The organism is Streptomyces sp. NPDC002536 (assembly GCF_053594995.1).
In genome coordinates this window covers 17,729-44,556 of the sequence record NZ_JBSFWU010000062.1, presented here as the reverse complement: position 1 = coordinate 44,556, position 26,828 = coordinate 17,729, and the positions used below count along the sequence as shown (strand labels likewise).

The following is a 26,828-nucleotide window of genomic DNA, read 5'->3' as shown; positions in this document are numbered from 1 at the left end:
CCGACGGCAAAGAACTCGAGGGACTGCTGGACGACTTGGCCCAGCGCGTCGAATCGATACGGTACGCGCTGGTGCTGTCCAACGACGGCCTGGTGCACGGATGTTTGGGCGGCGGCCGCCGGGGCCGTCAGGCCCGCCGCGGTCGGTACGGACGTCAGCACGACCAGGCTCGCAGCCAGTGCCGACCAGCGCATACGTCTGATCCTCACCACTTTTCTCCCCTGCCCTCTCGGTGTCATGTCGCGATGTCATGTCACGGACTGTCGCCGCAGTGTGGACGCGCAGCATGTCGCCTGCGCGAACACTCCGCTCAGCATGGCGGAATGAGGGGAAAACAGGGATGGGGCGGGAGTGCCGACTCCGACGGCTGATCCCCGGGTGAAGAACACCCGCGATGGAGGCATCATGCACAGCATGGACCCCGATGAGCTCAGCGCCGATGAGATCAACGACCTGCTCGACGAGAACGAGCAGGATTCCGGGTGGTACGAGGACGACGCCTACGACTGGGTGCGCTGACCTCCCGGCCGGCCGCGCGCAGGCGAACGGGTGAACGCACGGCCGGAAGGCCCCCCGTGGTGCCTTCCGGCCCTGCCGCGCGCGTGCGGGCTCAGCCGCGGACCTTGTGGAACCACAGGCCGACGTTCGCGCCGCCGCTGAAGACGGCGCACACGTGCCGGTCGTAGCGGTTCCGGTCGTAGGGGTGGCTGTAGGCGTACTGGTTGCAGTTGTCGAAGGTCCAGAACCAGGTCTGGTACTCGTAGCACGGGTTGACGTTGCCGTTGTCGGCGCAGTCGGGGGCCGGGGACTCCATGATCCTGGCCGTGGCGGCGGGGTGTGCCCGGACGGCTCCCGATGCGGTGGCGCCGGTGGTGCCCAGGGCGCCCAGGGCGAGTGCCGCGGTGAGCGCGGCGGCGGTGCGGCGGAGCTTGGTCGTCATGAGGGTCCTCCTCGGTGGGCCGGTGCCGGTGCACCAGCGTGGCCGGGTCCGCGGAGCGCGGCCAAGCAGTTCGGGGAGGGCTGAAACGTAGGCCATGGATCGCCGGTTGGGGTGTTTCGCCCCTCTCGCCACGATCGGGTGTTGTTTCAGGAAGAGTCATGCTTTGTCTGCCATGTGCCCTCTAGCGTGGCGCCGTTCGGTCAGGAGGGCGCATGGAATATGTGCGGCTGCTGCGGATGCGGCCCGTGCTGGTGCTGTGGCTGGCCCGGAGTCTCTCCGTACTCGGCGACCACCTCTACGCGGTCGCGGTGATGTGGACCGTCTACGCGAGCACCGGTTCGGCCTCGCTCATGGGGCTCGTGGCGACCCTGGAGTCGCTGCCCTACGTCCTGCTCGGCACGGCGGGCCGCCGGCTGGTGTCCCGCTGCGCGTCCTACCGCGCCCTGTCCCGGGTGGACGCCGCGCGGGCCGGCCTGGTCCTCGCCCTGCCCTTCGTCTGGACGCCGGACGGCCGGGGCGTCTCCGTCCTGCTCATCGGCGTGTTCGTGCTCGGCATCCTCGGCGCCCTCTTCGACCCGAACCTGGAGGCGCTGCTGCCCGGGCTCGCCGGACCGGAGCGGGTGCAGCCGGTGACCGGGCTGTTCGACCTGACCAGCCGCATCGCCCGCATCGGCGGCCGGGCCGGCGCCGGCGTGCTCCTTCTGATGGTCTCCAAGCTGCAGCTCTTCGCGTTCGACGGCGCGGCCTTCGCGGTGTCGGCCGCGGCCCTCGGCTGGCTCGGCCGCCGCGGCGCCGCCGTGCCGCAGCACCGGCCCCCGCCCGGTCCGGACCCCTCGGTGCGGGCCTGGCCGCTGCTGCGGGCCCACCCCCGGATCGGCGTGGCGATCGCGGTGCACGGCCTCGTGCCGTTCTGCTCCGCCGCGACGAGCGTGGCGATGCCGGCCCTGCTCGCCACCCGGTTCGGCGCCGGCGCCGGGGTCTACGGCCTGGTGACCGCCGCGCTCGGCGTCGGGGCGCTGATCGGCAACCCCGTGGCGGGCAACTGGCGGCCCGGGGGCTGGCCGGTCGTGTGCTGCTGCGCGTGGGCGGTCGAGGGGCTGACGACCGTGTGCATGGGACTGGTGGGACGGGTCTCGGCACTGGAGGGTCTGTCCCTGGTGATGGGGCTGGCCGCCCCGCTGGGCACGGTGACGCTCCGGACGCGGCTGGCGCGCTTCCCCTCGGCCCAGCGGCTGCGGCTGATGGCCGTCGAGCACACGGCGGCGCGGTCGGGAGCGGTGGCCTCGACGCTGCTGGTGCCGATGCTGGCCGATGTGTCGGTGCGGGGGGCCTTCGGCATGGCGGGGGCGGTGGTCACGGCGGCTGCTGTGGGGGGCTTTTTCCTCCCCACTCCGCCCTTGCCGGGGTCCGGGGCGCCGCCCCGGGCCCCGGACCGTGCCGCGTCCGGCGTCACGCCCCCGCAGGTGCCGGGGCGTTGAGCCCGAACGCCGAGTGCAACACCCGTACCGCATCGCAGAGATGGTCGTCCTGGCACAGCACCCGCACCCCCGGCCGCAGGTACGTCACCGCCTCGATGCCCACGCCGGCATCGGCGAGCACGCTGCAGCAGCGGGCCACCGAGCCCGGCCCCGCCGAGGGAGCGGCGCCGATCACCGAGATGCTGCCGATGCGGTCGTCGCAGCGCACCCGGACCGGGTCCGGGGCGCCGGCACCGGCGTCCTCGATGGCGGCGAGGACGGCGGGGATGTGGTCCGCGTGCAGGACGAACGACAACTCCCCGGGCCCGGCGTCGTGCTGGCGCACCTCGATGTCGAACCCGCCCTCGGCCGCGGCGGCCGCGTGCAGAATGCGGCCGGCCGCACCGCCGCGCCCGGGCGGGGCGGCGACGGTGATCCGGGCGGCCTTGTGGTGGGTGACCCCGGTGACGGAGCCGCCGGGCGCCCCGGAGTCCTCGCAGAGCAGGGTGCCTTGCCCGGGGCCGTGCGCGGCGCGCACCCGTACCGGCACGCGATGGCGCTGGGCGTACGCGACCGAACCGGCCGCGAGGACCTGGGCGCCGCCCGCCGCCAGCCGGCGCATCGCCTCGTAGCCGATGCGGTCCAGCCGGCGGGCGTCGGGGACGATCCGCGGGTCGGCCGTGTAGACGCCGTCGACGTCGGTGCAGATCTCGCACAGCTCCGCGTCGAGGGCGGCCGCGAGCGCCACGGCGGTGGTGTCGGAGCCGCCCCGCCCCAGCGTGGTGATCTCCGGGCCGCCGTCGGCCCGCCCCTGGAAGCCGGCCACCACCGGGACGAGCCCGGCGTCCAGGGCCTGCCGCACGCGCTCCGGCGCGACGCCGGTGATCTGCGCCCGGCCGTGGTCCGCCGTGGTGGCGATGCCGGCCTGCGCGCCGGTCAGTGAGCAGGCGGGGACGCCCAGCGCGTCCAGGGCCATGGCGAGCAGGGCGCTGGATATGCGCTCGCCCGCGCTGAGCAGCATGTCGGTCTCCCTGGCGGGCGGCAGCGGGGCCACCTGGGCGGCCAGGTCGAGCAGGTCGTCGGTGGAGTCGCCCATGGCGGACACCACCACGACCACATCGGTCCCGCCGGCGCGGGACTTGGCGACGCGTTCGGCGACGAGCTTGAGCCGCGCGGCGTCCGCGACCGACGAGCCACCGTACTTCTGAACGATGAGGGCCACGGGTACCTGTCTCCTTCAGTGGGTGAGCCGACAGGGGGGGGCGGCTACCGGCCTGCGGCCGGGACGGTGACGGAACCGGGGGCGGCCGTGCACTCCTCGATGGCGGACACCAGGATGCTGCAGGCGGTGTCGACGACGTCCTCGGTGACGTTGAGCGGCGGCAGCATCCGCACCACGCAGTCGTCCCGGCCGCCGAGTTCGACGATCAGACCGCGGCGCAGCGCGTGCTGCTGCACGGCCCCGGCGACGGCGGAGGCGGGCCGCCCGTCGCCGGGCACGGCCAGCTCCACGCCCCACATCAGCCCGAGGCCGCGCACCTCCCGCACCCACGGGCAGCTGCGCAGCGCGCCGAGCCGGTCCTCGAACTGGGCGCCGCGGGCCCGCACGTTGGCGAGGACGTCCTCGTCGTGGATGATGCGCACGGCTTCGGCGCCGGCCGCGAAGGCGAGCTGGTTGCCGCGGAAGGTGCCGGTGTGGGCGCCGGGGGCCCAGGTGTCCAGCCGCTCGTCGTAGAGGATCATGGCGACGGGGGTGCCGATGCCGCTGAGCGCCTTGGAGGCGACGATCACGTCGGGCTCGATGCCGTACTGCTCGAAGGCGAACCAGGTGCCGGTGCGGCCGCAGCCGGTCTGCACCTCGTCGACGACGAGCGGGATGCCGAGCTCGCGTGTGATCTCCCGGACCCGGGTGACGAATTCCGGCCGGGCCGGGATGACCCCGCCCTCGCCCTGGACGAGCTCCATCACCACGGCCGCGGGGGCGGCGACGCCGCCGTTGCCGTCGCGCAGCGAACGCTCCAGCAGCGTCGCGCAGTTGGTCTCGCAGGTCTCGGGCGACAGGGCCAGCGGGCAGCGGGTGCAGTAGGAGTACGGGAAGAAATGCGTGCCGGGCATGCCGTTGGGCACCGGTTGCTTCTGGGCGACGAGCCCGGTGAGCGCCATGGCGGCGTGGCTGCTGCCGTGGAAGGCGCCCTGGAAGGAGACGATGTCGCCGCGGCCGGTGGCGGTCTTGCACAACTTGACGGCGGCGTCGACCGCGTTGGCCCCGGTCGGGCCGCACATGTGCACCTTCATCCGGTCGCGGAGGGCCGGCGGCAGCATCGACAACTGGGCCTCGATGAAGGCGTCCTTGGCCGGGGTGGGGAAGTCCAGGCCGTGGGCGAGGCTGCCGAGCTGCCGGGCCGCGGTCGCCACCAGGGCCGGGTGGCTGTGCCCGAGGGACAGGACACCGGCGCCGGCCAGGAAGTCGATGAAGACGTTGCCGTCCACGTCCCTGACCCAGGGCCCGGAGGCCTCGGCCAGGGCTATGGGGAGCCGGCGCGGGTAGGTGCGGGCGTTGGACTCCCGCCGTTGCTGGCGCGCCAGCAGCTCGGCCGAGCGGGGGCCGGGCAGATCGCCGTGGATCCGGGGCCCGGTCCAGGTGGCGGGATCCGTCAACTGCACTGTCATGGTTGCTCCGTGGAATGGGGGAGAAACGGAAGGGGACGGGGGTGCGGCGGTTCAGTACGGTCGGGCCGGGATGCCGCGCCAGTTGCTGCGGGCCGGCAGGTTCTCGCCCTTCATGACCAGCGAGAGGGCGTCGAGACAGGTGCCGTCGCCGACGTGCGCGTCGTAGAGCACGACGCAGCGCGAACCCACCGAGGCGCCCTCGCCGACCCGGACCCGGGACATCTTCATCACCCGGTCCTCGAACAGGTGGGTCTGCAGGGACGTCGCCTCGCCGACCGCCGCGTCGTCGCCCACCTCGACCAGGTCGAACTCGGTCATGAACGTGGTGTTCAGCCAGGTACGCCGGCCGATGCGGGCGCCGAACAGGCGCATGACGGGGGCCATCCACGGGCTGCCGGTGAGAAGGTTCACCAGGCCGGGCACGACCAGGTTCTCGAACAGCCCGGTGATCAGCTCGGTGCGGCGCACCCAGATGCCCCACAGCGGCTCCGTGCGCGCCCGGTAGCGGCCGATCACCAGCCACTTGAGGGCGACGACCACGAGGGTGGCGGCCAGCGAGGACGCCAGGAGCAGCCCGGGGGCCAGGGCGAGCAGGGCGAGCGGGGGAGCGGTCTCGGCGGTCAGCGCCATGGCGTAGAGCAGGGCCAGTATGGTCAGCCCGCCGAGCGTCGCGGGCAGGGTGACCCGGAAGAACTCGATGGCCAGGCGCGCCGCGATGAGCCCCGGGGTCGGGGCGAAGGTGTACTTGGCGGGGAAGTCCGGGCTCTCCTCGCGGGTCGGCAGGAACAGGGCGGGCGAGCCGAGCCAGGTCGTCTCCGGCTCGATGTCGCCGGGCGGGGCGACGGAGTGCACGCCCAGCAGGCTGTTGTCGCCCAGCCGCGAAGAGCCCGGCACCAGCGCCCCGTTGCCGACGAAGCTGCGCCGGCCCACGGTGGCGGGCGCCAGGGCGAACCGCCCGTGGTGGAAGACCGCCGGGCCGACGACGGCGATGTCGGCGACGAAGCTGCGCTCGCCGATCTCCAGCAGGTCGGGGTCGACGAAGCTGACGGTGGCCACCTCGGCCCAGCGCCCGGTCCGGGCGCCCAGCGCCCGCAGGAACGGCACGAGGTAGAGGGTGGAGTACAGGGCGTGGGTGGCGGTCAGGCTCAGCGTCATCATCCCGTCGCCGAGCCACTTGGCCGCGCCGAAGCCGCTGCGCTCGCGGTGGATGCCGGTACGGGCCCGGGGCAGCAGCCCGCGCTTGACGGCGAGGACGAGCAGGCAGGTGGAGACGGCGGCCAGCGGCCCGGCCGCCGCGGCGGCGGCCAGCGCTCCGGCGGGCCCGTGCTCCGCCGCCGCCCAGGCGGTCAGTATCCCGCCCGGCGCGAGCACCAGTGCGGGGGCGAGCATCAGCAGTACGGCGCCCAGGGCGTAGCCGGCCAGTACGGGCAGCGGCCAGCGGCCGTGGTCGGGGTCGGCCTCCAGCCGGGCGAGCAGCGCGGGCTTGCCGCTCTGCCGCACGGCGGGGGAGCCCGCCCAGTACTCCCCGTCGGGGACGGCGTGGTCGGCGGGCACGAGCGACTGGTCGCCCAGCGCGGCGGCGTCACCGATGTCCGCGCCGGGCAGGACGACGCTGTTGGTGCCCAGGTGACTGCCCGCGCCGAGGCGTACGGGGGCCAGCCGGAGCCAGCCGCCCTCGACGGCGAACGGCTGGACGCGTGCCCCGTACCCGATGCTCGCCGCGTCGCCGATCTCCACCAGCGACGGCACGGCCGGCGGGGCGGCGATGTGGCAGCCGCGGCCCACCCGGGCGCCGAGCAGTCTCAAGTAGGGCGGCAGCAGCGGGGATCCGGCCAGCACGGCGGCGGGGGAGAGGGCCAGTATCTTGCCCTGGAGCCAGAAGCGCAGGTACGTCGCGCCCCACAGCGGATACCAGCCCGGCCGCACACCGGCCATGAGCAGCCGTCCTGCGAAGGCGGGCAGCAGGACGAGGTCCACCACCGTCCACGCGAGGTCGACGGGGACGAACTCGCCCCAGCCCAGGTGCGCCAGGGTGCCGACCGGACCGCCGCCGATGCCGTCGACGGGCAGGGCCAGCGTGACGCACAGCCGGTAGAACAGCACCAGGAGCGGCAGACTGAAGACAAGCAACCAGGCGTACAGCAAACCGAGTTGGGCCAGACCGCAGGCCCATACCCGGAGCGTCGAGTGTCGCCGCGGGGCCGGGGCGGGCACGGCCGGGCGCTGCGGGGGAGCGGCGGCGGCCCCGGCGCGTTCCCGGAGGAGGGCGGCGAGCCCGCGGACGGTGGGACGGGCGTAGAGGTCGCCCATCGCCACGCCCTCCAGGTCCGGTTCCCTGCGCAGCCGGGAGACGAGGCGGGCCGCGGACATGGAGTGGCCGCCCAGGTCGCAGAAGAAGTCGTCGTCGGCGGAGAGTTCGGCGGTGCCGAGCACCTCCTGCCAGACGGCGGCCAGTTGCCGCTCCGCAGCGGTCTCCGGCGCGGTGCGGCGGGTGCGGCGGCGGCCGAAGGGGGCCGACGCGGGGGCGGGGAGCCGCGAGCGGTCCACCTTGTCGGCGGCGAGCAGCGGCAGGGCGTCGAGGACCTCGACGAAGGCGGGGATCATGTAGTCGGGCAGCCTGCGGCGCAGCGCGGTGTGCAGGCGCTCGCGCAGCTCGTCCTCGTCCTGCCGGCCGCGGTCGTGCAGGGTGAGGTAGCCGACGAGGGCCTGTGCGCTCCCGTCGGTCCCGTGCGGCACGACGACGGCGCTCTCGACGGCCGGGTCCTCGCGCAGGACCTCCTCGATCTCGGCGCATTCGATGCGGTAGCCGCGGATCTTGACCTGGGTGTCGACGCGGCCGAGGTACTCGATCTCTCCGGTGGGGGTGAACCTGCCGAGGTCGCCGGTGCGGTAGAGGCGGGGCACGTCGGCGCGGTCGGCCTCGACGGGGTTGGCGATGAAGCGTTCGGCGGTCAGTTCGGGACGGTTGACGTAGCCCACGGCCACGCCCGGCCCGCCGACGCAGATCTCGCCCTCGGCGCCGTCGGGGACCGGCCGCAGCCGCTCGTCGAGCACGTAGACCCGGTAACTGGGCAGCGGGCGGCCGATGGTGACCGGCTGGTGCGGGTGCAGCTCGCCGCAGGTCGCGGTCACGGTGGACTCGGTCGGCCCGTAGGCGTTGAGGATCCGCCGCCCGCTGCGCGACCAGCGGTGCACCAGGTCGCGCGGGCAGGCCTCGCCGCTCACCAACAGGCTGCGCAGGGCGGGGAGTTCACCCTCGATGGTGGTGAGCAGGGTGGGCACGCAGCACAGCACGGTGATGGCGTGCTCGGCGAGGAAGTCGGCGAGCCCCTGGCCGACACGGCGTTCGCCGCCCGGCCCGGTGTAGAGGGTGGCCCCGGCGATCCACGCCGGCCAGATCTCCTCGACGGAGAAGTCGAAGGCGAGCGAGAGCCCCTGGTAGACGCGGTCCTCGCCGTGCACCTGGTAGATGGGGGTGGCCACGCGCAGGAAGTTGACGACGTTGGCGTGGCTGACGGCAACACCCTTGGGGCGACCGGTGGTTCCGGAGGTGTAGATGATGTAGCACAGCGACGAGGGGTCGTCCGGCGGGACGGCGCGGTCCGGGGGCAGGTCCGCCGCCTCGGCCTCGGCCAGGTCGACGTCGAGCACCGGGCAGGCCGCCAGGGCGGTGCGCTCGCGCAGGGCCGGGGCGGTGAGCAGGCACTGCACTGCGGCGTCCGCGGCGATGAACGCCACCCGGTCGGCGGGGAACGCCGGGTCGAGCGGCACGTAGGCGGCACCGGCCTTGAGCACGGCGAGCAGGGCGACGTAGGTCTGCGGCGAGCGGTCCAGGAGGATGCCCACCGTGCCGCCCTCGTGCACCCCGCGCTGCCGGAGCAGCCGGGCCAGCCGGTTGGCGCGGGCCTCCAGCTGCGCGTACGTCAGCCGGGTCCCCTCGCAGACGACGGCGACGGCCTCCGGCGTCCGGTCGCAGGTCCGCTCGAAGAATTCGAAAAGGAATCGTACGTGGCGTACTCCGTCACCTTGTACCGGGTCGGGAGAATTCATGACGTGAGCCGGTGCGGTGGGCACCGGGCTCACTCTCGTTTCGGGCACGTGTCCCCCAGGTGAATGGGACGTACAGATATTTCCGCACGCCTTCGCGGCAGCTTCGGGAGGGGCCGTGAGGTGGGCGGATTTCACGGGCGGAAGATTTGGCTGCCGTTGCCGGCGGTGAGTTTTCCGGGCGGCCGCCATTAACAGCGCGTCAGGAAAACTAGGTGGCTGTATCCCGGGGGAACAGCGGGATTCTAGCCGACGTGGGACGCCCCAATTCACGCCATCAGGGCATGTCACGCACGTGGCGGATGTGGTGTGGGTGAATCTCTGCGGCGCTTGGTCCGGACAGGGGACGCGGTGATGCCGATATCCGTCCCGTGGTCAAGGTGAAATCAGGCCCGGCCGGTGTGCGTCGCACGGCTGGTTCCCGCTGGTTGCGAAGACACGCAAGTAAAAAATTCATCTTGTTACTTTGCGGTGCTGTAAACACCGGGCCAAGAATTGCTTGGTGATTATTCCGGACGACCCGCACCGGGCCCGGTACCGGGAATTCCGGGTACCGCCCGGCCATTGATCCAGTCCCCGAAAAATCCGCCGAGGGGCATGTCCGCCACCTGCTCGGCGAGGGCGATGAAACCCCTGGTGCCGCCATTGCCGCCGCGATACCGGGCGAGCCACTCGCGGATCAGCCGGAAAAACTTCTCGTCCCCCGCGGTCAGCCGCAGCGCGTACATGGTCAGGGCGCTCCGGCTGTACACCCAGTCCTCGAACAGGGCGGCCGGGCCGGGGTCCGCGAGCACCGTGTCCGGGTCCGCGGCGCGCACCTCCGCCAGGTGCTCGGCCGCCAGCGTGCGCGCATCGGCCTCGCCGCACGCCTCCCACCACAGCCACTCGGCGTAGGTGGCGAGCCCCTCCTTGATCCACAGGTCCTGCCAGCCGGCGATCCCGGCGCTGTTGCCGAACCACTGGTGGGCCAGCTCGTGCGCCACCTCGTCCTCGTACCCGCGCCGGCCGTCGACGCGGTCGGTGCCGAACACCGCGAACGTCTGCGCCTCCAGCGGATCGCCCACGTCGTCGTCGACCACCACGGCCCCGTACGCCTCGAAGGGGTACGGGCCGAACAACTCGGTGAACACGGTCAGCATCTGCGGCTGGCGGCCGAAGTCGTGGGCCGCGCGTTCCGCCAGACGCTCGGGGAAGGCATTGCGCAGCAGCACGCCCGGCGGGCCGCCCGACTGCTCGTGGAAGACGAACCGGCCGATGGCCAGGGTCGCCAGGTACGGCGCCATCGGCCCCGCGTGCTCGTACACCCACGTCGTGCGCCCCCGCCCGGCCGGACTGCGCAGCGTGAGCGTGCCGTTGGCGCACACCTGCCAGCCGTCCGGGACCGTCACCTCGAACCGGTACGCCGCCTTGTCGTCCAGCCGGTCGTTGCAGGGGAACCACGACGGCGCGCCCACCGGCTCGCTGGAGACGCGGATGCCCTCGCGGGTGGTGAACCAGCCCGCCTCGTCGTCGAGTTCGGGGATCCCGACGGGCCGCGGGACGCCGCGGTAGTGCACCGTCACCTCGACGGGCTCCCCGGCGGGCAGCGGCCGCGGAGCGGCGACGAGCAGCTTCCTGCGGCGGTGCCGGAACCGGGCCGGTGCCCCGGCCACGTCGACGCGGGACACGTGCAGCCGGGCCAGGTCGAGCTCGATGACGTCGATCTGCTCCGCGGGCACGACGGTCAGCTCCGCGGCCGCCAGGATGCGGCCCGAACCCGGCTTCCAGTCCAGACGGATGCGGTAACGGCGCACGCCGTAGCCGCTGTTGCCGTGACCCGGGAAGTACATGTGCGCCGGTCCGGGCATCCCGATGCCCCCGGCGGGACGGCGGCGGGCGGGGCGGCGCATCGGCTCAGCGGGCCAGCCGGCCCAGCAGCGAGGCCGCGGAGGCGATGCCCAGCGCCGCGGCGACGACGAGCACGGCGAAGTCGGTGCCCAGATGGGCGGGCGTGCCGATGAGCAGCCCGCGCAGCGCGTCCACCTGGTAGCTCAGCGGGTTCGCCCTGCTGACGACCTGCAGCCAGCCGGGCATCGCGGACACCGGGTACAGCGCGTTGGAGCCGAAGAACAGCGGCATCGTGATGGCCTGGCCGATGCCCATGAGGCGGTCGCGGGTGAGCACGATGCCCGCGATCGTCATCGACAGGCAGGAGAAGAAGGCCGAGCCGAGCAGCACCACGACCAGGACGCCCAGCAGCCGCAGCGGATTCCAGGTCAGGGCGACGCCCAGCGCCGCCGCGATGGCGATCACGACCACGGCCTGGATGACGGCCTTCACCCCGGCGGCGAACGCCTTCCCGGTCACCAGCGCGGCCCGGGGCGTCGGGGTGACGAGCAGCTTGGTCAGCACGCCCGAGTCCCGCTCCCAGATGATCATGATGCCGTAGAAGATGGCGATGAACATCGCGGACTGGGCGATGATGCCGGGCGCGAGATAGTCCAGGTAGGGCACGTGGCCGGTGGGGATGGCACGGATGCGGGTGAAGGTCTCGCCGAAGATCAGCAGCCACAGGGCGGGCTGCACGGCACGCGTGTAGAGCTCGGTGCGGTCGTGCCGCAGCTTCTGCAGCTCGACGGCGCACATCGCGGCCACCCGGGCCGGCACCACCCGCCAGCCGCTGCGGGCCTGCGGCGGGGTCAGCAGCAGGGCGTAGCGCTCCTCCGGTGGGAGGGGGTCAGCCGATGCGGGAGGCGGTGCGGCGGGTGCGGCGGACATCGCTGAACTCCCCTCGTTCGTCGGGGCCGGGCTCGTCGAGCCCGCTTCCGGCGAAGTGCCGGAAGACGTCCTCCAGGGACGGCGGGGGAGACTCCGCCCCGCCGGACTCCCGGCGGTGGGCGACCAGCTGGTCCTTGAGCTCCGCAGGCGTGCCCAGCGCGCGGATCCTGCCGCGGTGCATCAGCGCCAGCCGGTCGCAGCGCTGGTCGGCCTCCTCCATGGAGTGGGTGGTCACCAGGACCGTCATCCCGGTCCCGGCCCGGATGTCGGTGATGCGCTCCCAGACGCTGTCGCGGGCGATCGGGTCGAGGCCGATGGTCGGTTCGTCCAGGATCAGCAGCCGGGGCGCGCTGACCAGGGCCTGCGCCAGCTCCAGGCGGCGCACCATGCCGCCCGAGTACGTCGCGGCCGGCCGGTCGGCGGCGGAGGTGAGGCCCACCGCGTCCAGCGCCTGCGCCACCCGGGCGGCGCGCTCGCGGCGGGCCACGTCGAAGACCCGGGCGAAGAGGGCGACGTTCTCCTGTCCGGTCAGGCTCCCGTCGGCGGAGAGCTGCTGCGGCACGTAGCCGAGGAGGCGCCGCACCGCCATGCGCTGCCGGGCCGCGTCGTGGCCGAAGACGCTGACCACGCCCGGCGGCACGGGCAGCAGCGTGGTGATCGCCCGGATCGTGGTCGTCTTGCCCGCGCCGTTGGGACCGAGGAGGCCGAAGACCTCGCCCGGCTCCACCTGCAGGTCCACGCCGTCGACGGCCTTGGTGCTGCCGAACGCGTAGTGCAGGCCGGTGCAGCGGACGGCCGCGACGGGCTCGCCCCCTCCGGTGTCACGGACCGGGTTCACGGAACCTCCCCTGTCTCGCGCAGCGACTCGGCCAGCCTGCGCAGCGCCGGGAGCGCCGCCGTCAGAGCGGCCCGGTCGTCGGCGGCGAGCCTCTCCATCCGCTCGTGGAACAGGGCCGTGCGCTGCGCGTCCCAGTCCCGCAGCTGCTCCCGGCAGGCGGGGGTCGGGTGCAGCAGTGCGGCGCGCCGGTCCTGCGGGTCGGCCTCGCGGTGCAACAGCCCTGCCGCCACCAGCTGGTTGACCAGGGTGCTGACCGAATTGGCCGCCAGGCACAGCTCGCGGGCGGCGGCGGAGACGCCGATGCCCGGCCGGGCCGCCACCACGCGCATCAGCTCGGCCTGGGCCCCGCGGAGCCGCGGCTGGGGCATCGCCCGCCACAGCCGGCGCCGGGCCAGCCGCTGGATGCCCGCCAGCACTCCGGCGAGCTCGTCGGGGAGACCACCTGCGGCCATATCATCAGGTTAGCTCTGTGTGAGAGCTAACGGAAGGCGTTCGCACGGCGCCCGGGCGCCGGGATGCGCCGTGTTCTCGGTGTGCGCCGGGTTCCGCCGGGTCATGGGAGCCGGCCGGGTGCGCGGGCTCGAACGGGGCGACGTCGGTGGCATCCACCGCGCGGCGCAGGGTCCGGGCGATCTGCACGGCGTCGCCCACCGCCCAGAAGTGGACGAAGAACAGCCGCGGTTCGTCGTCCAGTCCGTGGTTGTGCAGCTCGATGATGCTGACGCCGCCCCGGTGCAGCGCCGCCAGCACGTGCTGGACCTCGTCGGCCGTCATCGCGAAGTCGCCGTTGACCGCCGCCCGTCCGCCGCCGAGCGGCTGGAAGAGGAACGCCGACATGGCCCCCAGTCCGGGCGGCATCACCAGGCAGCCCATCGTCACCGTCTCGCGGCGGAAGAAGAGGCACTTGTGGACCCCTTCGTCGTCGAACCCCTTGACGCCCAGAACGGCGGCGATCCCCTTGGTGTCCAGCCCCTTCACCCGCTCGACCGGCCGTGCCCGGGCCGGGGTCGCGGTCCGGTCGAGCGCCGAGCGCAGCGCGCCGGCCAGGGCCTTGGCGTCGTGGCGGTGACCGTGGACGTGGACCCACCAGACCTCGGGGGAGTGGGCCAGCAGGTGCTTGTGGATCGCCGTTTGGTGCAGGCCCTTCGCGTGCAGGGAGCCGATCACGTGCTGCAACTCGCTCTCGGCGATGGCCAGATCGCCCATCAGCAGGGTGCTGCCGTCGTCGTAGCGGACGAAGGACACGTGGGAGCCCACGGCGAGCGCCGGGTGCACGGACACCCCGCGGGAGGTCACGCGCAGGTCGTCGCGCAGGAAGCCCAGCTGGTACTCGGTGCCCGCCATGATGCCCGTCCGGCCCATCGCCCGGGCGACGCCGTGCCAGTCCTCGGCCTTCGTCGTCACGGGCCGCAGCCGCCTCGTGGCGCCCGCCCCGTCCTGCACCGCCGGTCTGCCGCCGCGCGCCGCGGCCGTTCCCGCACCGGCCAGGACCGGGGCGAGCGCGGCGGCGGTCAGTACCCGCCGCCGCAGCACGTTCTCAGAATCGGAAGTATCCATGCCCTGCTGCGTACTACGAAGCTGCGGACAATGCACTTATTGAAGGGTGAAGCATGATCAACTACGAACAAATGGACCAGTGGTTTGCGGCGGAAGGGATCGGAAGAGGTATCAGGCATGACCGAGAGCAAAGCGGCGCATGCCGCCGATGTGGCGCGTACGTACTACGACTCCGACGATGTCAACGGCTTCTACGTCCATGCGTGGGGCGGTGACGACATCCACGTCGGGATCTACGCCGACGGGCACGACACGGTCGCCGTGGCCTCCCGCCGCACCGTCGGGCACGTGGCCGGGAAGGCCGCCGACCTGCTTCGTCCCGGCGGCACCGTGCTGGACCTGGGATCCGGCTACGGAGGCGCGGCCCGCGCCCTGGCGGAGCAGTACGGCTGCCGGGTGACGGCCCTCAACATCAGCGAGGTCCAGAATCGCCGGCACCGCGAACTCAATGCCGCACGCGGCCTCGACGGGCTCGTCGACGTGGTCACCGGCAGCTTCAACGACATCCCCTTCCCCGACGGGAGCTTCGACGTCGTCTGGTCCCAGGAGGCCCTCTGCCACAGCGGCGACCGCGCCCGCACGCTCCAGGAGGCGGTACGGGTCCTCCGGCCCGGCGGCCGGCTGCTCTTCACCGACACCATGGCCGCCGAGGACGCCCCCGAGGAGGAACTGCGCCCCCTCGCCGAGCGCCTGACCAACGCCGACTTCGCCACCCCCGGCTACTACCTCGGCCAGCTGCGGCAACTTGGCCTGTCCGACGTTCAGTTCGAGGACCTCACCGCCCACATGCTCACTCACTACGAGCGCATCACGGGAGAGGTCGAGGCGCAGGACCCGCAGCTGCTGGGCGCCGTGAGTGCCGCGTACGTCGAACGTCTGCGGGAGAACCTGCCCCGCTGGGCGTCCGCCTGCCGTGCGGGCCTGCTCAGCTGGGGTGTCTTCGACGCCCGCCGGCCGCCTGCGCCACAGTGATGCCCTCGCCGAGTCCGAAGGCCTTGTGCAGGGCGCGGATGCCCTCCGGGAGCCGGGGGGAGCGGCAGACCGCCGAGATCCGGGTGTCCGAGGCGGAGACCGTCCCGACGGGCACCCCCGCCCCGGTCAGCGCCTCGCGGAACGCCGCGAGCGCGCCGGTCCGCTCCTTCATCCCGGACCCGACGAGCGAGACCCGGCCGATGTCGTCCCGGTACGTCACGCCCTCGTAGCCCAGCTCGTCCCGGTGCCGGCGCAGCTCGGCCAGCACGGAAGGGGCGTCGCCCGCGGGGAGCACCAGGGTGATGTCGCTGCGCGGCCCGTCCGGCGACGGCACGGCGTGGTGGACGACCAGGTCGCTCTCGGCGCCGGCGTCGGCCAGCAGCCGGAAGACGTCGGCCGTGGCCCCCGGCCGGTCCGGGACGGCCGTCATGGTGACCTCCGCACTGGCCAGGTCGTGGGCCACGCCTGTGAACGCGGCCGGGGGGGTGCGGAGTTCCTCCGGCGCCCCCGCGGACACCATCGTGCCGGGGCCGTCGCCGTCGCCGTCGTCGGAGGAGCGGACGTGGACCGTCACCCCGTACCGGGAGGCGTACGCGACGCTGCTCGCCGCCAGCACCTTCGCCCCGCCGGCGGCCATGGCCTGCATGGCCTCGTACGTCAGGTGCTGCAGCTGCCGGGCCTCCGGCACGATGCGCGGGTCCGCGGTGTAGACCCCGTCCACGTCGGTGTAGATCTCGCACACGTCGGCCTTGAGGGCCGCGGCCAGGGCTATCGCGGTGGTGTCGGAGCCGCCGCGGCCCAGCGTGGTGACCTCGTTGGTCTCCCGGCTCACCCCCTGGAACCCGGCGACCAGCGCGATCGTGCCGTGGTCCAGGGCCTCCCGCACGCGCCACGGTTCGATGCCGATGATCCGCGCCCTGCCGTGCGCCGAGCTCGTGATCACCCCGGCCTGCGCCCCGGAGAAGGAGCACGCAGGGGCGCCGAGCGTGTGGATCGCCATCGCCGTCAGGGCGTTGGATATGCGCTCGCCCGCCGTCAGCAGCATGTCGAGCTCGCGGCGCGACGGCACCGGACCCATCTCGTGGGCCATGCGCAGCAGATGGTCGGTGGTGTCGCCCATGGCGGACACCACCACCACGAGGTCGTGCCCCTCGGCGTGCGCGGCGACGACGTGCTCGGCGACGTGCTTGATCCGATCGGTGTTCCGGACCGAGGAGCCGCCGTACTTCTGGACGATGAGTGCCATCAGATCGCGCCTTCCCCGGAGGCCGCACCGCCGTCGGGGCGGCCGGTGGACAGGGCCGGCCGGTACGGTCCCGGCCGGGACGGGCGGAGCGTCACGGACTGCATGACGTGACCGCCTTCACGAGAATCGAACAGGCCGTGTCGACGACCTCGGCCGTGACGTTCAGCGGCGGCAGGATCCGTACGACGCAGTCGTCCCGGCCGCCGAGTTCGACGATCAGCCCCTGCCGCAGCGCATGGGCCTGCACCGCCGAGGCCATCGCCCCCGCGGGCCGGCCGGTTTCCGGGTCCGCCAGCTCGATCCCCCACATCAGGCCGCGGCCCCGCACCTCGCGCACCCACGGGTGACCGCGCAGCACGGCGAGCGCCTCCGCGATCTGGTCCCCGCGCGCGCGGACGTTGTCGAGGACGCCGTCGCGCCGGATGATGCGGATCGCCTCCACGCCTGCGGCGAAGGCCAGTTGGTTGCCGCGGAAGGTGCCGATGTGGGCGCCCGGCCCCCACTTGTCGAGCACGGCGTTGTAGAGGATGAGGGCGACGGGCAGGCCGGCGCCGCTCAGCGCCTTGGACGCCACGATCACGTCCGGCTCGATGCCGTACTGCTCGAAGGCGAACCACGTCCCCGTGCGCCCGCAGCCCGTCTGCACCTCGTCGACGATCAGCGGAACGCCGAGCTCCCGGGTCACGGCCCGGACCCGCTGCGCGAAGTCCAGGCGCGCCGGGACGACACCGCCCTCGCCCTGCACCAGCTCCATCAGCACCGCGGCCGGCCGCGGCATCCCGCCGAGGCCGTCGGCCAGCGCCTCCTCCAGCGCGCCGGGGTCGTTGTACGGGAAGAAGTGCACGCCGGGCATGGTGTTCTGCACGGGCTGCTTCGCGGTCACCAGCCCGCTGAGCGCCATGGCGGCGTGGGTGCTGCCGTGGAAGCCGCCCCGGAAGGAGACGACGTCGCCGCGCCCGGTGGCGATCTTGCACAGCTTGACGGCGGCCTCCACCGCGTTGGCGCCGGTGGGCCCGCAGAAGTGCAGCTTCATGCGGTCGCGCAGCCCCGGGTCCAGCATGGACAGCTGGGCCTCGGTGAAGGCGTCCTTGGCCGGGGTGGGGAAGTCCAGGCCGTGCGTGAGCAGGCCCAGTTGCCGGCCCACGCAGGCGACGAGCTCGGGGTGGCCGTGCCCGAGGGAGAGCACCCCGGCACCCGCGAGGAAGTCGATGAAGACGTTGCCGTCGACGTCCCGGACGAAGCTCCCGGAGCCCTCGGCCAGTGCGACGGGCAGATGGCGCGGGTAGGTGCGGGCCGCGGACTCCCGCTGCTCCTGCCGCGCGAGGAGGGCGGCCGACTGCGGACCGGGCAGGTCGCCGGCGACGTGCGGGCCGGCCCAGGTGCCGGGACGGGCGAGAACGGTCATGACAGGCCTCCGCCAGAGTGAGCCGGTGCAGGGTCGCAGGGACGGGCCGGAATGCCTTGCCACCGGGTCCCGTCCGGCAGCGCTTCGCCCTTCATCACGAGAGACAGCGCATCCAGCCGGGCCCCGGTACCGACCCGTGCGTCGTAGAGCACGACGGAACGGGCACCGACCGAAGCACCTGCCCCGACCGTCACGTGGGACATCTTCATCACCCGGTCCTCGAACAAGTGGGTCTGCAGCGAGGTGACTTCGCCGACCGCGGCGTCGTCGCCCACCTCGACCAGATCGAACTCCGTCAGGTACGTCGTGGCCAGCCACACCCGCCGCCCGATGCGGGCGCCGAAGAGCCGCAGCACGGCGCCGATCCACGGGGTTCCGGCGAGGAGGTTGACCAGCGAGAGCACCACCAGGTTCTCGTACAGACCGGTCACCAGCTCGGTACGGCGCACCCAGATGCTCCACAGGGGTTCCACCCGCGGCCGGTAGCGCCCCACGACCAGCCACTTCAGCGCCACCGTGATCAGCGTGCAGGCCAGGCCCGCGCCCAGCAGCAGGGCCGGGGCGAGGAACAGGAGCGCGGTCGCCGGGAAGCGCCGGGCGATCTCCATCGCGGCGTACAGGATGCCCAGGCCGCTGAGCGTGCCGACGGTCGCGGGCAGGGTCACCCGGAAGTACTCGATGGCCAGCCGGGCCGCGATCAGAGGGCGGGTGGGGGCGTAGGTCAGCTTCTCGGGGAACGGCAGGCTCTCCTCGCGGTGCGGCAGGAAGATCGCGGGCGACCCCAGCCAGGTCGTCTCGGGGTCGACCGGCCGGAGCGGGGCGAGGGAGTGCACGCCCAGCAGGCTGTTGTCGCCCAGCCGGCCGGCGCCCGGCAGCAGGGCCCCGTTGCCGACGAAGCTGCGCCGCCCCACCTCCGCGGGCGCGAGCGCGATGCGGCCGCGGTGGAAGACGGCCGGGCCCACGACGCTCACGTCGGCCACGAAGCTCTGCTCGCCGACGACCAGCATGTCGGGGTCGACGAAGCTGACCGTCGCCACCTCCGACCAGCGGCCCGTGCGGGCGCCCAGCCCGCGCAGGAACGGCACGAGGTAGAGCGTGGAGTACAGGGCGTGCGTCAGCGTCAGGCTCATCGTCATCATGCCGTCGCTGATCCACTTGCGGACCCCGAACCCGCTGCGCTCCGGGCGGATGCCGGCCCGGGCCACGGGCAGGACGGTCCGCTTGACGAGGAGCGCGGACGCGCAGAGGGCGAGCACGACCAGGGGGCCGCTCGCGGCGACGGCCGCCAGGCCCCAGCCGGCGCCGTGGTACCAGGCGGCCCAGGCGACGAGGGTCGCGGCCGCGGCCGTGGTCAGCAGCGGGATCAGCAGGAACAGCAGGGCCCCGGCCGCGTACCCGGCCAGCACCCCGGGCGGCCAGGGCCGTTCGTCGGCCTCGGCGTCCAGGGCCGCCAGCAGCGGCGGACGGGCGTCCTGCCGGGCGGCCGGGGCGCCGGCCCAGTGCTCGCCGCCGGGCACGGTGACGTCCTCGGGCACCAGCGACTGCTCGCCCACCGTCGCCCGGTCGCCGATCACGGCACCGGCCAGCACCACGCTGTTGGTGCCCACGAAGCTGCCGGACCCGATTCGCACGGGCGCCAGCCGCAGCCGGCCGCCCGCGACGGTGTACGGCTGGAGCCGGGCCCCGTAGCCGATGCTCGTGCCCTCGCCGATCTCCACCAGCGGGACCGGCAGGGGGACGGCCGAGAGATGGCAGTGCCGTCCGACCCGGGCGCCCAGCAGCCGCAGACAGGGCGCCAGCAGGGGCGAACCGGCCAGCAGTGCGAGCGGGATCAGCGTGAGGATCCTGGTGTGCAGCCAGAAGCGCAGATAGGTCACGCCCCACAGCGGATACGTCCCCGGGCGCACCCCGGCCATGAGGAGCCGGCAGCCGAGCAGCGGCAGCACCAGCATGCTCACGGCCAGCCAGGCCGCCTCCAGCAGCACGAACCACGGCAGCGGGATGTCGGAGAGCACGTCCAGGGCGCTGCCCGCCACGGGCTCCTGCACGGGGACGTCCCAGGCCTCGAACAGCCGGTACAGCAGGACCACCATCGCCAGGCCGGGCAGCAGCAGCCACACGTACACCCCGGCGAGCTGGGCCACCCCGCACGCCCGGACGCGGGCGGTGGAGTGGCGCAGCGGGGCCTGCGCCTCGGCGGGCCGCGCGGCGGGGACGGCCGAGGCCTCGACGAAGGCCGCCAGGTCCCGGACGGTGGGGTGGGCGTACAGGTCGCCCATGGCCAGGCCCTGCAGCTGCGGGTCCTGGCGCAGCCGGGACATCAGCCGGGCGGCGCTCATCGAGTGGCCGCCCAGGTCGCAGAAGAAGTCGTCCTCGACGGAGACGTCGTCGGTGCCGAGCACGTCCCGCCACAGTGCGGTGAGCCGGTGCTCCAGCGGAGTCCCCGGCGCGGCGCCCGGCCCCGGGCGCCGGGCCAGCGGGGGAGAGGAGGGCGCGGGCAGGGCGGCGCGGTCCACCTTGTCGGCGGCCAGCAGCGGGAACTCGGGGAGGATCTCCAGGTGCGAGGGGATCATGTAGCCGGGCAGTCTGCTCTGCAGCCGGACGCGCAGCCGTTCGCGCAGTTCCGCCCCGGCCACGGGGGAGGGGCCGCGGCGGAGGGTCGCATAGGCGGTCAGGCCCTGGGCGGCCCCGTCCCGCTCCAGCGGGGTGACGACGGCGTTCTCCACCGCCTCGTCCTCGCGCAGGACGGCCTCGATCTCGGCGAGTTCGATGCGGTAACCGCGGATCTTGACCTGGGTGTCGACCCGGCCCAGGTACTCGATCTCGCCCGTGGCCGTGAACCGCCCGCGGTCGCCCGTGCGGTAGATGCGCGGCACGTCCGCGTCGTCCCGGGCGACCGGGTTGGGCACGAAGCGCTCGGCGGTGAGTTCGGGACGGTTGACGTAGCCGATGGCCACGCCGGGGCCGCCGATGCAGATCTCGCCGCTCTCGCCCTGCGCGACCGTCCGCAGTCTGTCGTCCAGGATGTAGACGCGGTAGGTGGGCAGCGGGGTGCCGATGGTGACCGGCCGGTGCGGGAGGAGCTCGCCGCAGGTGGCGGTGACGGTCGCCTCCGTGGGCCCGTAGGCGTTGAGGATCCGGCGCCCCGGGCGCGACCAGCGGCGCACCAGGTCGGGCGGGCAGGCCTCCCCGCTGACGAGCAGGCTGCGCAGGCTGGGGACGTCCGTCTCCAGGGTGGAGAGCAGGGTGGGCACGCAGCACAGCACCGTGATCCCGTGCCGTACGAGGAAGTCCGCCAGCTCCTGCCCGGCGCGCCGGCCCTCGCCGGGCCCGGCGACCACGGTCGCCCCGGCCGCCCACGTCGGCCAGATCTCCTCGACCGCGAAGTCGAAGGCGATCGACAGGCCCTGGTAGACCCGGTCCTGCGCGGTCACCCCGTAGACCGGGGCGGCCACGCGCAGGAAGTTGACGATGCTCGCGTGCGAGACGGCCACGCCCTTGGGCCGGCCCGTGGTGCCGGAGGTGTAGATGACGTACGACACGGACGCCGGGTCGACGGCGATGCCCGGTCTGCTGTCCGGCACGGCGGCCAGCGCGCCTTCGGACCGGTCGAGCTCCAGCACCGTGCAGGGCAGGTCCCGGGTCCGTTCGCGCAGCGACGACGAGGTCAGCAGGGCGCACAGCCCGGCGTCGCGGGCGATGTACGCCAGCCGGTCGGCGGGGAAGGACGTGTCGAGCGGGACATAGGCGGCCCCCGACTTGATGACGCCGAGCAGGGCGGCGTAGCTGTCGGCGGACCGGTCGAGCAGGATCCCGACGGCGCTGCCCTCCGCTGCGCCGTGCGCCCCGAGCAGGTGGGCGATGCGGTTGGCGCGGCGGTCGAGCTCGGCGTAGCCGATGCGCCTGCCGTCGCAGAGGACCGCGGTGGCGTCCGGCGTCCGATCGCACGCGCGCTCGAAGTAGGCGGCCAGGGTGCGGACGTCCGGGAGAGCGTGGCCGGACGTCCGTGACGGTACGCCCGGGTCTGCGTCCGTCCCGACGGAATCGGTTGTCGCTGTCGCCTCTGCCATGGCCTTCTCCCTGCGCGCTCCTGCGCGGCAGATCGCCGTGCCCGGCACTGCTCATCCATGAATACGGTCGGGGGCCGGGTTCGACTCAGGCGGAACGCCCGAATTCCCGTGCCACATCCGGCAAATTCTTGCCATCGATGGTTAAAGGAAAAGGAAAACGGGGAGGTCGGCCGACCGTCCACAGCGGTCACGGGAGGGATGCTCCGCCTCCTCCGCCCCTCGGTGCTCTTCCCACGGTAAGTAGCCATCCGGAAAAGGGAAAACGGGGGCGGTGCAGTACCCTGCGTCCGCGGCGACGGACACCCGAGAGCGTCCATTTGTGCCGTTTCTGCCGGTCAGGGGCGGGTTCCAGCGAAGATGATCTTGTGACTACAGATCTGTAGACAGCTTAGGCTTGCCTGAATAAGGTATGGCTTCGCTAACCAGCACTACCGACGCCGCGGCGGGGAGAACAGCATGTGGGACGACGCGTTTCCGAGCTTCTTGATAGGTCTGAGAGAAGGGCTGGAAGCCGGACTCATCGTCTCGGTCCTCGTCGCCACCCTCGTGCGCGCCGGCGCCAAGTCCCGCCTCCCGCAGGTGTGGACGGGCGTCCTGGGCGCAATAGCCCTCTCCCTGAGCTTCGGTGCGGTGCTGACCTTCACCGCGGCCAGCCTCTCCGCCACCGCCCAGGAGGCGTTCGGCGGCACGCTCAGCGTCATCGCGGTCGCCTTCGTCACCGCCATGGTCTTCTGGATGCGGCGCTCGGCCCGCAACCTCTCCGGTGAGATCCGGGAGAAGGTCACCAGCGCCCTCGCCATGGGCACCGGCATGCTGATCGTCACCTCGTTCCTCGCCGTGGGCCGCGAGGGCCTGGAGACCGCCCTGTTCCTCTGGACGACGGCACGCGCCGCCGGCGAGTCCGCGGGCCCGATGCTCGGCGCCGGCATCGGACTCGTCATCGCCGCGGGGCTCTGCTGGGGCCTGTACCGCCGGGTCCTGAAGATCAACCTCACGAAGTTCTTCACCGCCACCGGCGTCGTCCTCATCGTCATCGCCGCCGGCGTCCTCGGCTACGGACTGCGCGACCTCCAGGAGGGCGGCGTACTGCCCGGGAAGACCGCGTTCGCGTTCGACCTGAGCCAGAACATCGACGCCGGATCCTGGTACGGCACGCTCGTCCAGGGCGTGTTCAACCTGACCCCCTCCATGACGTGGCTGCAGGTCGTCTCCTACGCCGCCTACCTCGCCGTCGTCATGACGCTGTTCGTACGGGGCGTGCGCGGCACCCGCCCGGCGAAGGCGGAGGCCAAGGCGGAGGCCAAGACCGAGGCTGCGCAGGCCGGTTCCGCCGCCGCGGAGGAGAAGGACGCGCCCGGGAAGACGCCGCGCCGCCGCCCGGCGTGGCTGGTCCCCGCGGCCGTCGTCGCCGTGCCCGCCGTCGCCGCCGGTGCCGTCGTCGCCTTCAGCGGCTCCAAGCCCGCCGGCGCCCAGACCGTCGCCGTCTCCGAGAAGGAGTGCGGCAAGGGCTTCACCGCCCCGCAGCCCGGCCGCCAGACCTTCCAGATGCACAACACCGGCGACAAGGCCTCCGAGGTCTACCTCGTCGACCCCGCCACCAACGCCGTCTACGGCGAGATCGAGGGCCTGGCGCCCGGCACCACGCGCGACCTCGTCGCCACCGTCGGCAGCGGCGAGTACGCCTGGCGGTGCGTGCCCACCGGCGGCAAGGCCGTCACCTCCGCACCGGTGCGCGTCAGCGGCGGCGGCAACGTCAAGGCCGTCAAGCCCGTCTCCGAGGAGGACCTGGCCGGCCCGCTGAAGGCCTACAAGGACTACGTCGGCAAGGGCCTGGCCACGCTGACCGACCAGACCGGCAAGCTCAGCGACGACATCCAGAAGGGCGACCTCGACGCCGCCCGCACCGACTGGCTCACCGCCCACCGCACCTACTCCTCCCTCGGCGCGGCCTACGGCACCTTCCAGGACTTCGACAAGAAGATCAACGGCCGCACCGCCGGACGCCCCGACGGCGTGCGCGACAAGGACTTCACCGGCTTCCACCGCGTCGAGTACGGCCTGTGGCACGGCGAGTCCGCCGACGACCTGCGCGGCCCGGCCCAGCAGCTGCAGCAGGACACCCAGGGCCTGCAGAAGGCCTTCCCCACCCAGGACTTCGACCCCTCCGACCTGCCGCTGCGCACCCACGAGATCCTGGAGAACACGCTCCAGTTCGAGCTCACCGGCGACGCCGACCAGGGCAGCGGCACCACGCTGGCCACCGCCGACGCCAACCTCGCCGGCACCCGCGAACTCCTCGACGTCCTGCGGCCGCTGATCGCCGCGCGCGGCCCGCAGCTGCTCACCACCGTGAACGGCGACATCGACCGCGTGCAGAAGCTGCTCGACGCCGCGCACCACGACACCGCGTGGACCCCGGTCGACAAGCTCGACGCGACCGGCCGCGCCCGGCTGAACGGAGCCACGGGCCAGCTGCTCGAGGACCTCGCCCCCATCCCCGATCTCCTCGAGATCCGCAAGTCCGCCTGACCCGTGCCCCACGCCGAACCCTCCGAAGGGAACCAGAACATGACCGCCGAATCCGCCTGCCCGATGGGCTTCGCCGCCGGCCGCCGCGGTTTCGTCAAGACGGCGCTCGGGGCGGGCGCGGCCGGTGCCGCCCTCGCCGGCGGCGGCTTCGCGCTCGGCCAGGCCGGCGCGGGACAGGCGCAGGCCGCCGACACCAGGAGCGCGGGCAAGGTCGACTTCCACGGCGCGTACCAGGCGGGCATCCTCACCCCGCAGCCCGCCGCCGCGGCCTTCCTCTCGCTCAACGTGATCGCCGACAACCGCAAGGAACTCGCCGACCTGTTCCGGACGATCACCGAGCGGGCCCGCTTCCTGACCGCGGGCGGCGCCCCCGTCGACCTGGGGGTCGGCGCACCGCCCTCGGACAACGGCATCCTCGGCCCGACGGTCCCCGCCGACCGGCTCACCGTCACCCTCGGCGTGGGCGCGTCCCTCTTCGACGACCGCTTCGGGCTCGCCAAGGCCAAGCCCCGCAAGCTCACGCCGATGCGGACGTTCCCCAACGACAACCTCCAGGCCGCCGAGTGCCACGGCGACCTCTCGCTGCAGATCTGCGCCGAGAATCAGGACACCGTCCTGCACGCCCTGCGCGACATCGCCCGGCACACCCGCGGCGCCATGCAGATCAAGTGGCGCATCGACGGCTTCCAGAACGCGCCCCGCCCGACGGGCGCGCAGCGCAACCTGCTCGGCTTCAAGGACGGCATCGTCAACCCCGACACCGAGTCCGCGCGCGAGATGAAGCGGCTGGTGTGGGTGACGGACCAGCTCGGCGAGCCCTCCTGGGCCGTCGGCGGCAGCTACCAGGTGATCCGCATCATCCGCATGCTCGTCGAGTTCTGGGACCGCGTCTCGCTCACCGAGCAGGAGAAGATGTTCGGCCGCCGCAAGGACACCGGTGCGCCGCTGGACGGGGCCAAGGAGACCGACAGCCCCAACTACGCCAAGGACCCCAAGGGCGAGGCGATACCGCTCACCGCCCACATCCGCAAGGCCAACCCCCGCACGCACGACACCGACGACTCCCGCATCCTGCGCCGCGGTTACAACTACGACCGGGGCGTCGACAACGTCGGCAACCTCGACATGGGCCTGGCCTTCTGCTGCTACCAGCAGGACGTCAAGCGGCAGTTCGAGGCCACCCAGGAGCGCCTGATCGACGAGCCGCTCGTCGACTACATCTCGCCGACCGGCGGCGGGTACTTCTACGCGGTGCCCGGTGTGAAGGACTCCAAGGACTGGCTGGGCCGGGGCCTGTTGGAGAGCTGAGCCGCGGCCCGTGGGCCCCGTCACCGGACGAACCCGGTGACGGGGCCTTCGTGTTGCGGTGCGTGTTCGCGCCCGAAGGGGCGCGGGGAACTGCGCGACCGGCCACGACGAGCCGACAGCCGATGCACCGGCCGTCCAGCGTAGCGCTCAGTATCGGATGCTCCCGGGCCGGGAGACCGGCACAGGGGTGCGCGGGCCGCCGCCGGGCGCCATGCTGAACGCCCCGCCCTGCAGCGGCCCGGGTGCGTAGCCGCCGCTGGTCAGGGCCTGCGGCTGGTCGCTGTCGAAGGGCTGACCGTCCACCGTGATGCCGGAGAAGTCCAGGCGGGCGAAGGACGGATAGCTCTGCGTCGGCGACTCGATGACGGCCTCGGCGCTCGCGTTCTGCCCGCCGATGTTCTGGTCGATGTGCTCGGACCAGCCCTTGGTGGTGTCGCTGAGGGTGAGGGTGTAGCTGCCGCCGCCGTTGGAGACCACCGTCGCGGTGATGGAATCGCCCTCCGAGACCGGGTCGTTCCAGTAGACGGGCGGGGACGGGTACATCTCGTACCAGGCCGAGAGCACGGGCGAGCCGCTGGAGCAGTCGGTCTGCACCCCGGCCTGCTCCACCGACTGCGAGCCGTAGCCGTCGATGCCGACCCAGGGGGCGAAGAGGTCGTTGGAGGAGGTGCAGGTGGCGTGGGGTTCGGTCCACGAGCCGGTGATCGTGGAGAACGAGCCCTGGGCGACGTAGCCGCCCCAGTTGCTGTCCTGCAGGCGGGCGTTCAGCGGGCCGAAAGCGGAGGCGTGGGCGCTCGCGGTGCCGGCCGGCACCAGGGCTGCGGACAGCAGGAGTGCTGCTGCCGCAGCCCTGGCCGTGGGGGGTCTGCGGGGGCCGGATCTGCCGATGGTGCGTGCGATGCCCGGGGATATGCCCATGGGGCACGCTCCTTGGGGGTGTGGTGTGCCGGTGGGGGGTGGTCGGCCAACCGGGGCTCATGGTGGGGGTGACGGTGCACGTCCTCAAGCAGCTCGGTCCGGCCGGAATCCGCT

General features: G+C 73.0%; 17 protein-coding genes and 1 pseudogene. 5 read left to right on the top strand and 13 right to left on the bottom strand.

Annotated elements, in window-relative coordinates:
- Positions 1-23: 23 nt before the first annotated feature.
- Positions 24-122: pseudogene (locus ACWD4B_RS22490) on the top strand (roadblock/LC7 domain-containing protein); the annotation flags it as partial.
- Between the two features lie 488 nt (positions 123-610).
- Here the strand turns inward: ACWD4B_RS22490 and ACWD4B_RS22485 are convergent.
- Positions 611-940, bottom strand: a complete 330-nt coding sequence (locus ACWD4B_RS22485; RefSeq protein WP_451422409.1) for a hypothetical protein — start codon at positions 938-940, stop codon at positions 611-613.
- A 212-nt stretch (positions 941-1,152) separates the two neighbouring features.
- Between ACWD4B_RS22485 and ACWD4B_RS22480 the strand changes: the two genes are divergently transcribed.
- Positions 1,153-2,418, top strand: a complete 1,266-nt coding sequence (locus ACWD4B_RS22480) for an MFS transporter (RefSeq protein ID WP_451422408.1) — start codon at positions 1,153-1,155, stop codon at positions 2,416-2,418.
- Here the strand turns inward: ACWD4B_RS22480 and ACWD4B_RS22475 are convergent.
- The 8 genes from ACWD4B_RS22475 to ACWD4B_RS22440 form a co-directional block, all read right to left on the bottom strand.
- Complete coding sequence (locus ACWD4B_RS22475) at positions 2,390-3,619, bottom strand: aspartate kinase (protein ID WP_451422407.1); 1,230 nt, start codon at positions 3,617-3,619, stop codon at positions 2,390-2,392. The genes ACWD4B_RS22480 and ACWD4B_RS22475 overlap by 29 nt on opposite strands.
- Before the next feature lie 44 nt (positions 3,620-3,663).
- Positions 3,664-5,067 carry an aspartate aminotransferase family protein gene (locus ACWD4B_RS22470; protein ID WP_451422406.1) on the bottom strand — a complete coding sequence of 468 codons (1,404 nt, stop codon included), beginning with the start codon at positions 5,065-5,067 and terminating at the stop codon, positions 3,664-3,666.
- Positions 5,068-5,118: 51 nt separating this feature from the next.
- Complete coding sequence (locus tag ACWD4B_RS22465) at positions 5,119-9,117, bottom strand: Pls/PosA family non-ribosomal peptide synthetase (protein WP_451422405.1); 3,999 nt, start codon at positions 9,115-9,117, stop codon at positions 5,119-5,121.
- A gap of 503 nt (positions 9,118-9,620) precedes the next feature.
- Positions 9,621-11,003, bottom strand: a complete 1,383-nt coding sequence (locus ACWD4B_RS22460; protein ID WP_451422404.1) for a M1 family metallopeptidase — start codon at positions 11,001-11,003, stop codon at positions 9,621-9,623.
- A 4-nt stretch (positions 11,004-11,007) separates the two neighbouring features.
- A complete protein-coding gene (locus tag ACWD4B_RS22455; protein WP_451422403.1) occupies positions 11,008-11,871 on the bottom strand; it encodes an ABC transporter permease in 864 nt (287 codons plus the stop codon).
- Positions 11,831-12,709 (bottom strand): ABC transporter ATP-binding protein, encoded by an 879-nt coding sequence (locus ACWD4B_RS22450; RefSeq protein ID WP_451422402.1) that lies wholly within the window; start codon positions 12,707-12,709, stop codon positions 11,831-11,833. Before ACWD4B_RS22450 ends, ACWD4B_RS22455 begins: the two co-directional genes overlap by 41 nt.
- Positions 12,706-13,161 carry a MarR family winged helix-turn-helix transcriptional regulator gene (locus ACWD4B_RS22445; protein WP_451422401.1) on the bottom strand — a complete coding sequence of 152 codons (456 nt, stop codon included), beginning with the start codon at positions 13,159-13,161 and terminating at the stop codon, positions 12,706-12,708. The genes ACWD4B_RS22450 and ACWD4B_RS22445 overlap by 4 nt, the downstream gene beginning before the upstream one ends.
- A gap of 4 nt (positions 13,162-13,165) precedes the next feature.
- Positions 13,166-14,266, bottom strand: a complete 1,101-nt coding sequence (locus ACWD4B_RS22440; protein ID WP_451422400.1) for a DUF1259 domain-containing protein — start codon at positions 14,264-14,266, stop codon at positions 13,166-13,168.
- A gap of 117 nt (positions 14,267-14,383) precedes the next feature.
- Between ACWD4B_RS22440 and ACWD4B_RS22435 the strand changes: the two genes are divergently transcribed.
- Entirely contained in the window at positions 14,384-15,238 is an 855-nt protein-coding gene (locus tag ACWD4B_RS22435; RefSeq protein WP_451422399.1) for an SAM-dependent methyltransferase, read from the top strand.
- On the opposite strand, the gene ACWD4B_RS22430 is transcribed toward ACWD4B_RS22435, so the two are convergent.
- From ACWD4B_RS22430 to ACWD4B_RS22420, 3 genes are all read right to left on the bottom strand, one after another.
- Positions 15,192-16,484: an aspartate kinase gene (locus ACWD4B_RS22430; RefSeq protein WP_451422398.1), complete on the bottom strand. Its 1,293-nt coding sequence runs from the start codon at positions 16,482-16,484 to the stop codon at positions 15,192-15,194. The genes ACWD4B_RS22435 and ACWD4B_RS22430 overlap by 47 nt on opposite strands.
- Positions 16,485-16,575: 91 nt before the next feature.
- Positions 16,576-17,889 (bottom strand): aspartate aminotransferase family protein, encoded by a 1,314-nt coding sequence (locus tag ACWD4B_RS22425; RefSeq protein ID WP_451422397.1) that lies wholly within the window; start codon positions 17,887-17,889, stop codon positions 16,576-16,578.
- Positions 17,886-21,959 (bottom strand): Pls/PosA family non-ribosomal peptide synthetase, encoded by a 4,074-nt coding sequence (locus tag ACWD4B_RS22420; protein WP_451422396.1) that lies wholly within the window; start codon positions 21,957-21,959, stop codon positions 17,886-17,888. The genes ACWD4B_RS22425 and ACWD4B_RS22420 overlap by 4 nt, the downstream gene beginning before the upstream one ends.
- Before the next feature lie 456 nt (positions 21,960-22,415).
- On the opposite strand from ACWD4B_RS22420, the gene efeU reads away from it, so the two are divergent.
- Entirely contained in the window at positions 22,416-24,488 is a 2,073-nt protein-coding gene (gene efeU, locus ACWD4B_RS22415; protein WP_451422395.1) for an iron uptake transporter permease EfeU, read from the top strand.
- A 39-nt stretch (positions 24,489-24,527) separates the two neighbouring features.
- Entirely contained in the window at positions 24,528-25,796 is a 1,269-nt protein-coding gene (gene efeB / locus ACWD4B_RS22410) for an iron uptake transporter deferrochelatase/peroxidase subunit (RefSeq protein ID WP_451422394.1), read from the top strand.
- 147 nt (positions 25,797-25,943) lie between these two features.
- Here the strand turns inward: efeB and ACWD4B_RS22405 are convergent, their stop codons facing one another.
- Entirely contained in the window at positions 25,944-26,714 is a 771-nt protein-coding gene (locus ACWD4B_RS22405) for a G1 family glutamic endopeptidase (protein ID WP_451422393.1), read from the bottom strand.
- Between the last annotated feature and the right edge of the window lie 114 nt (positions 26,715-26,828).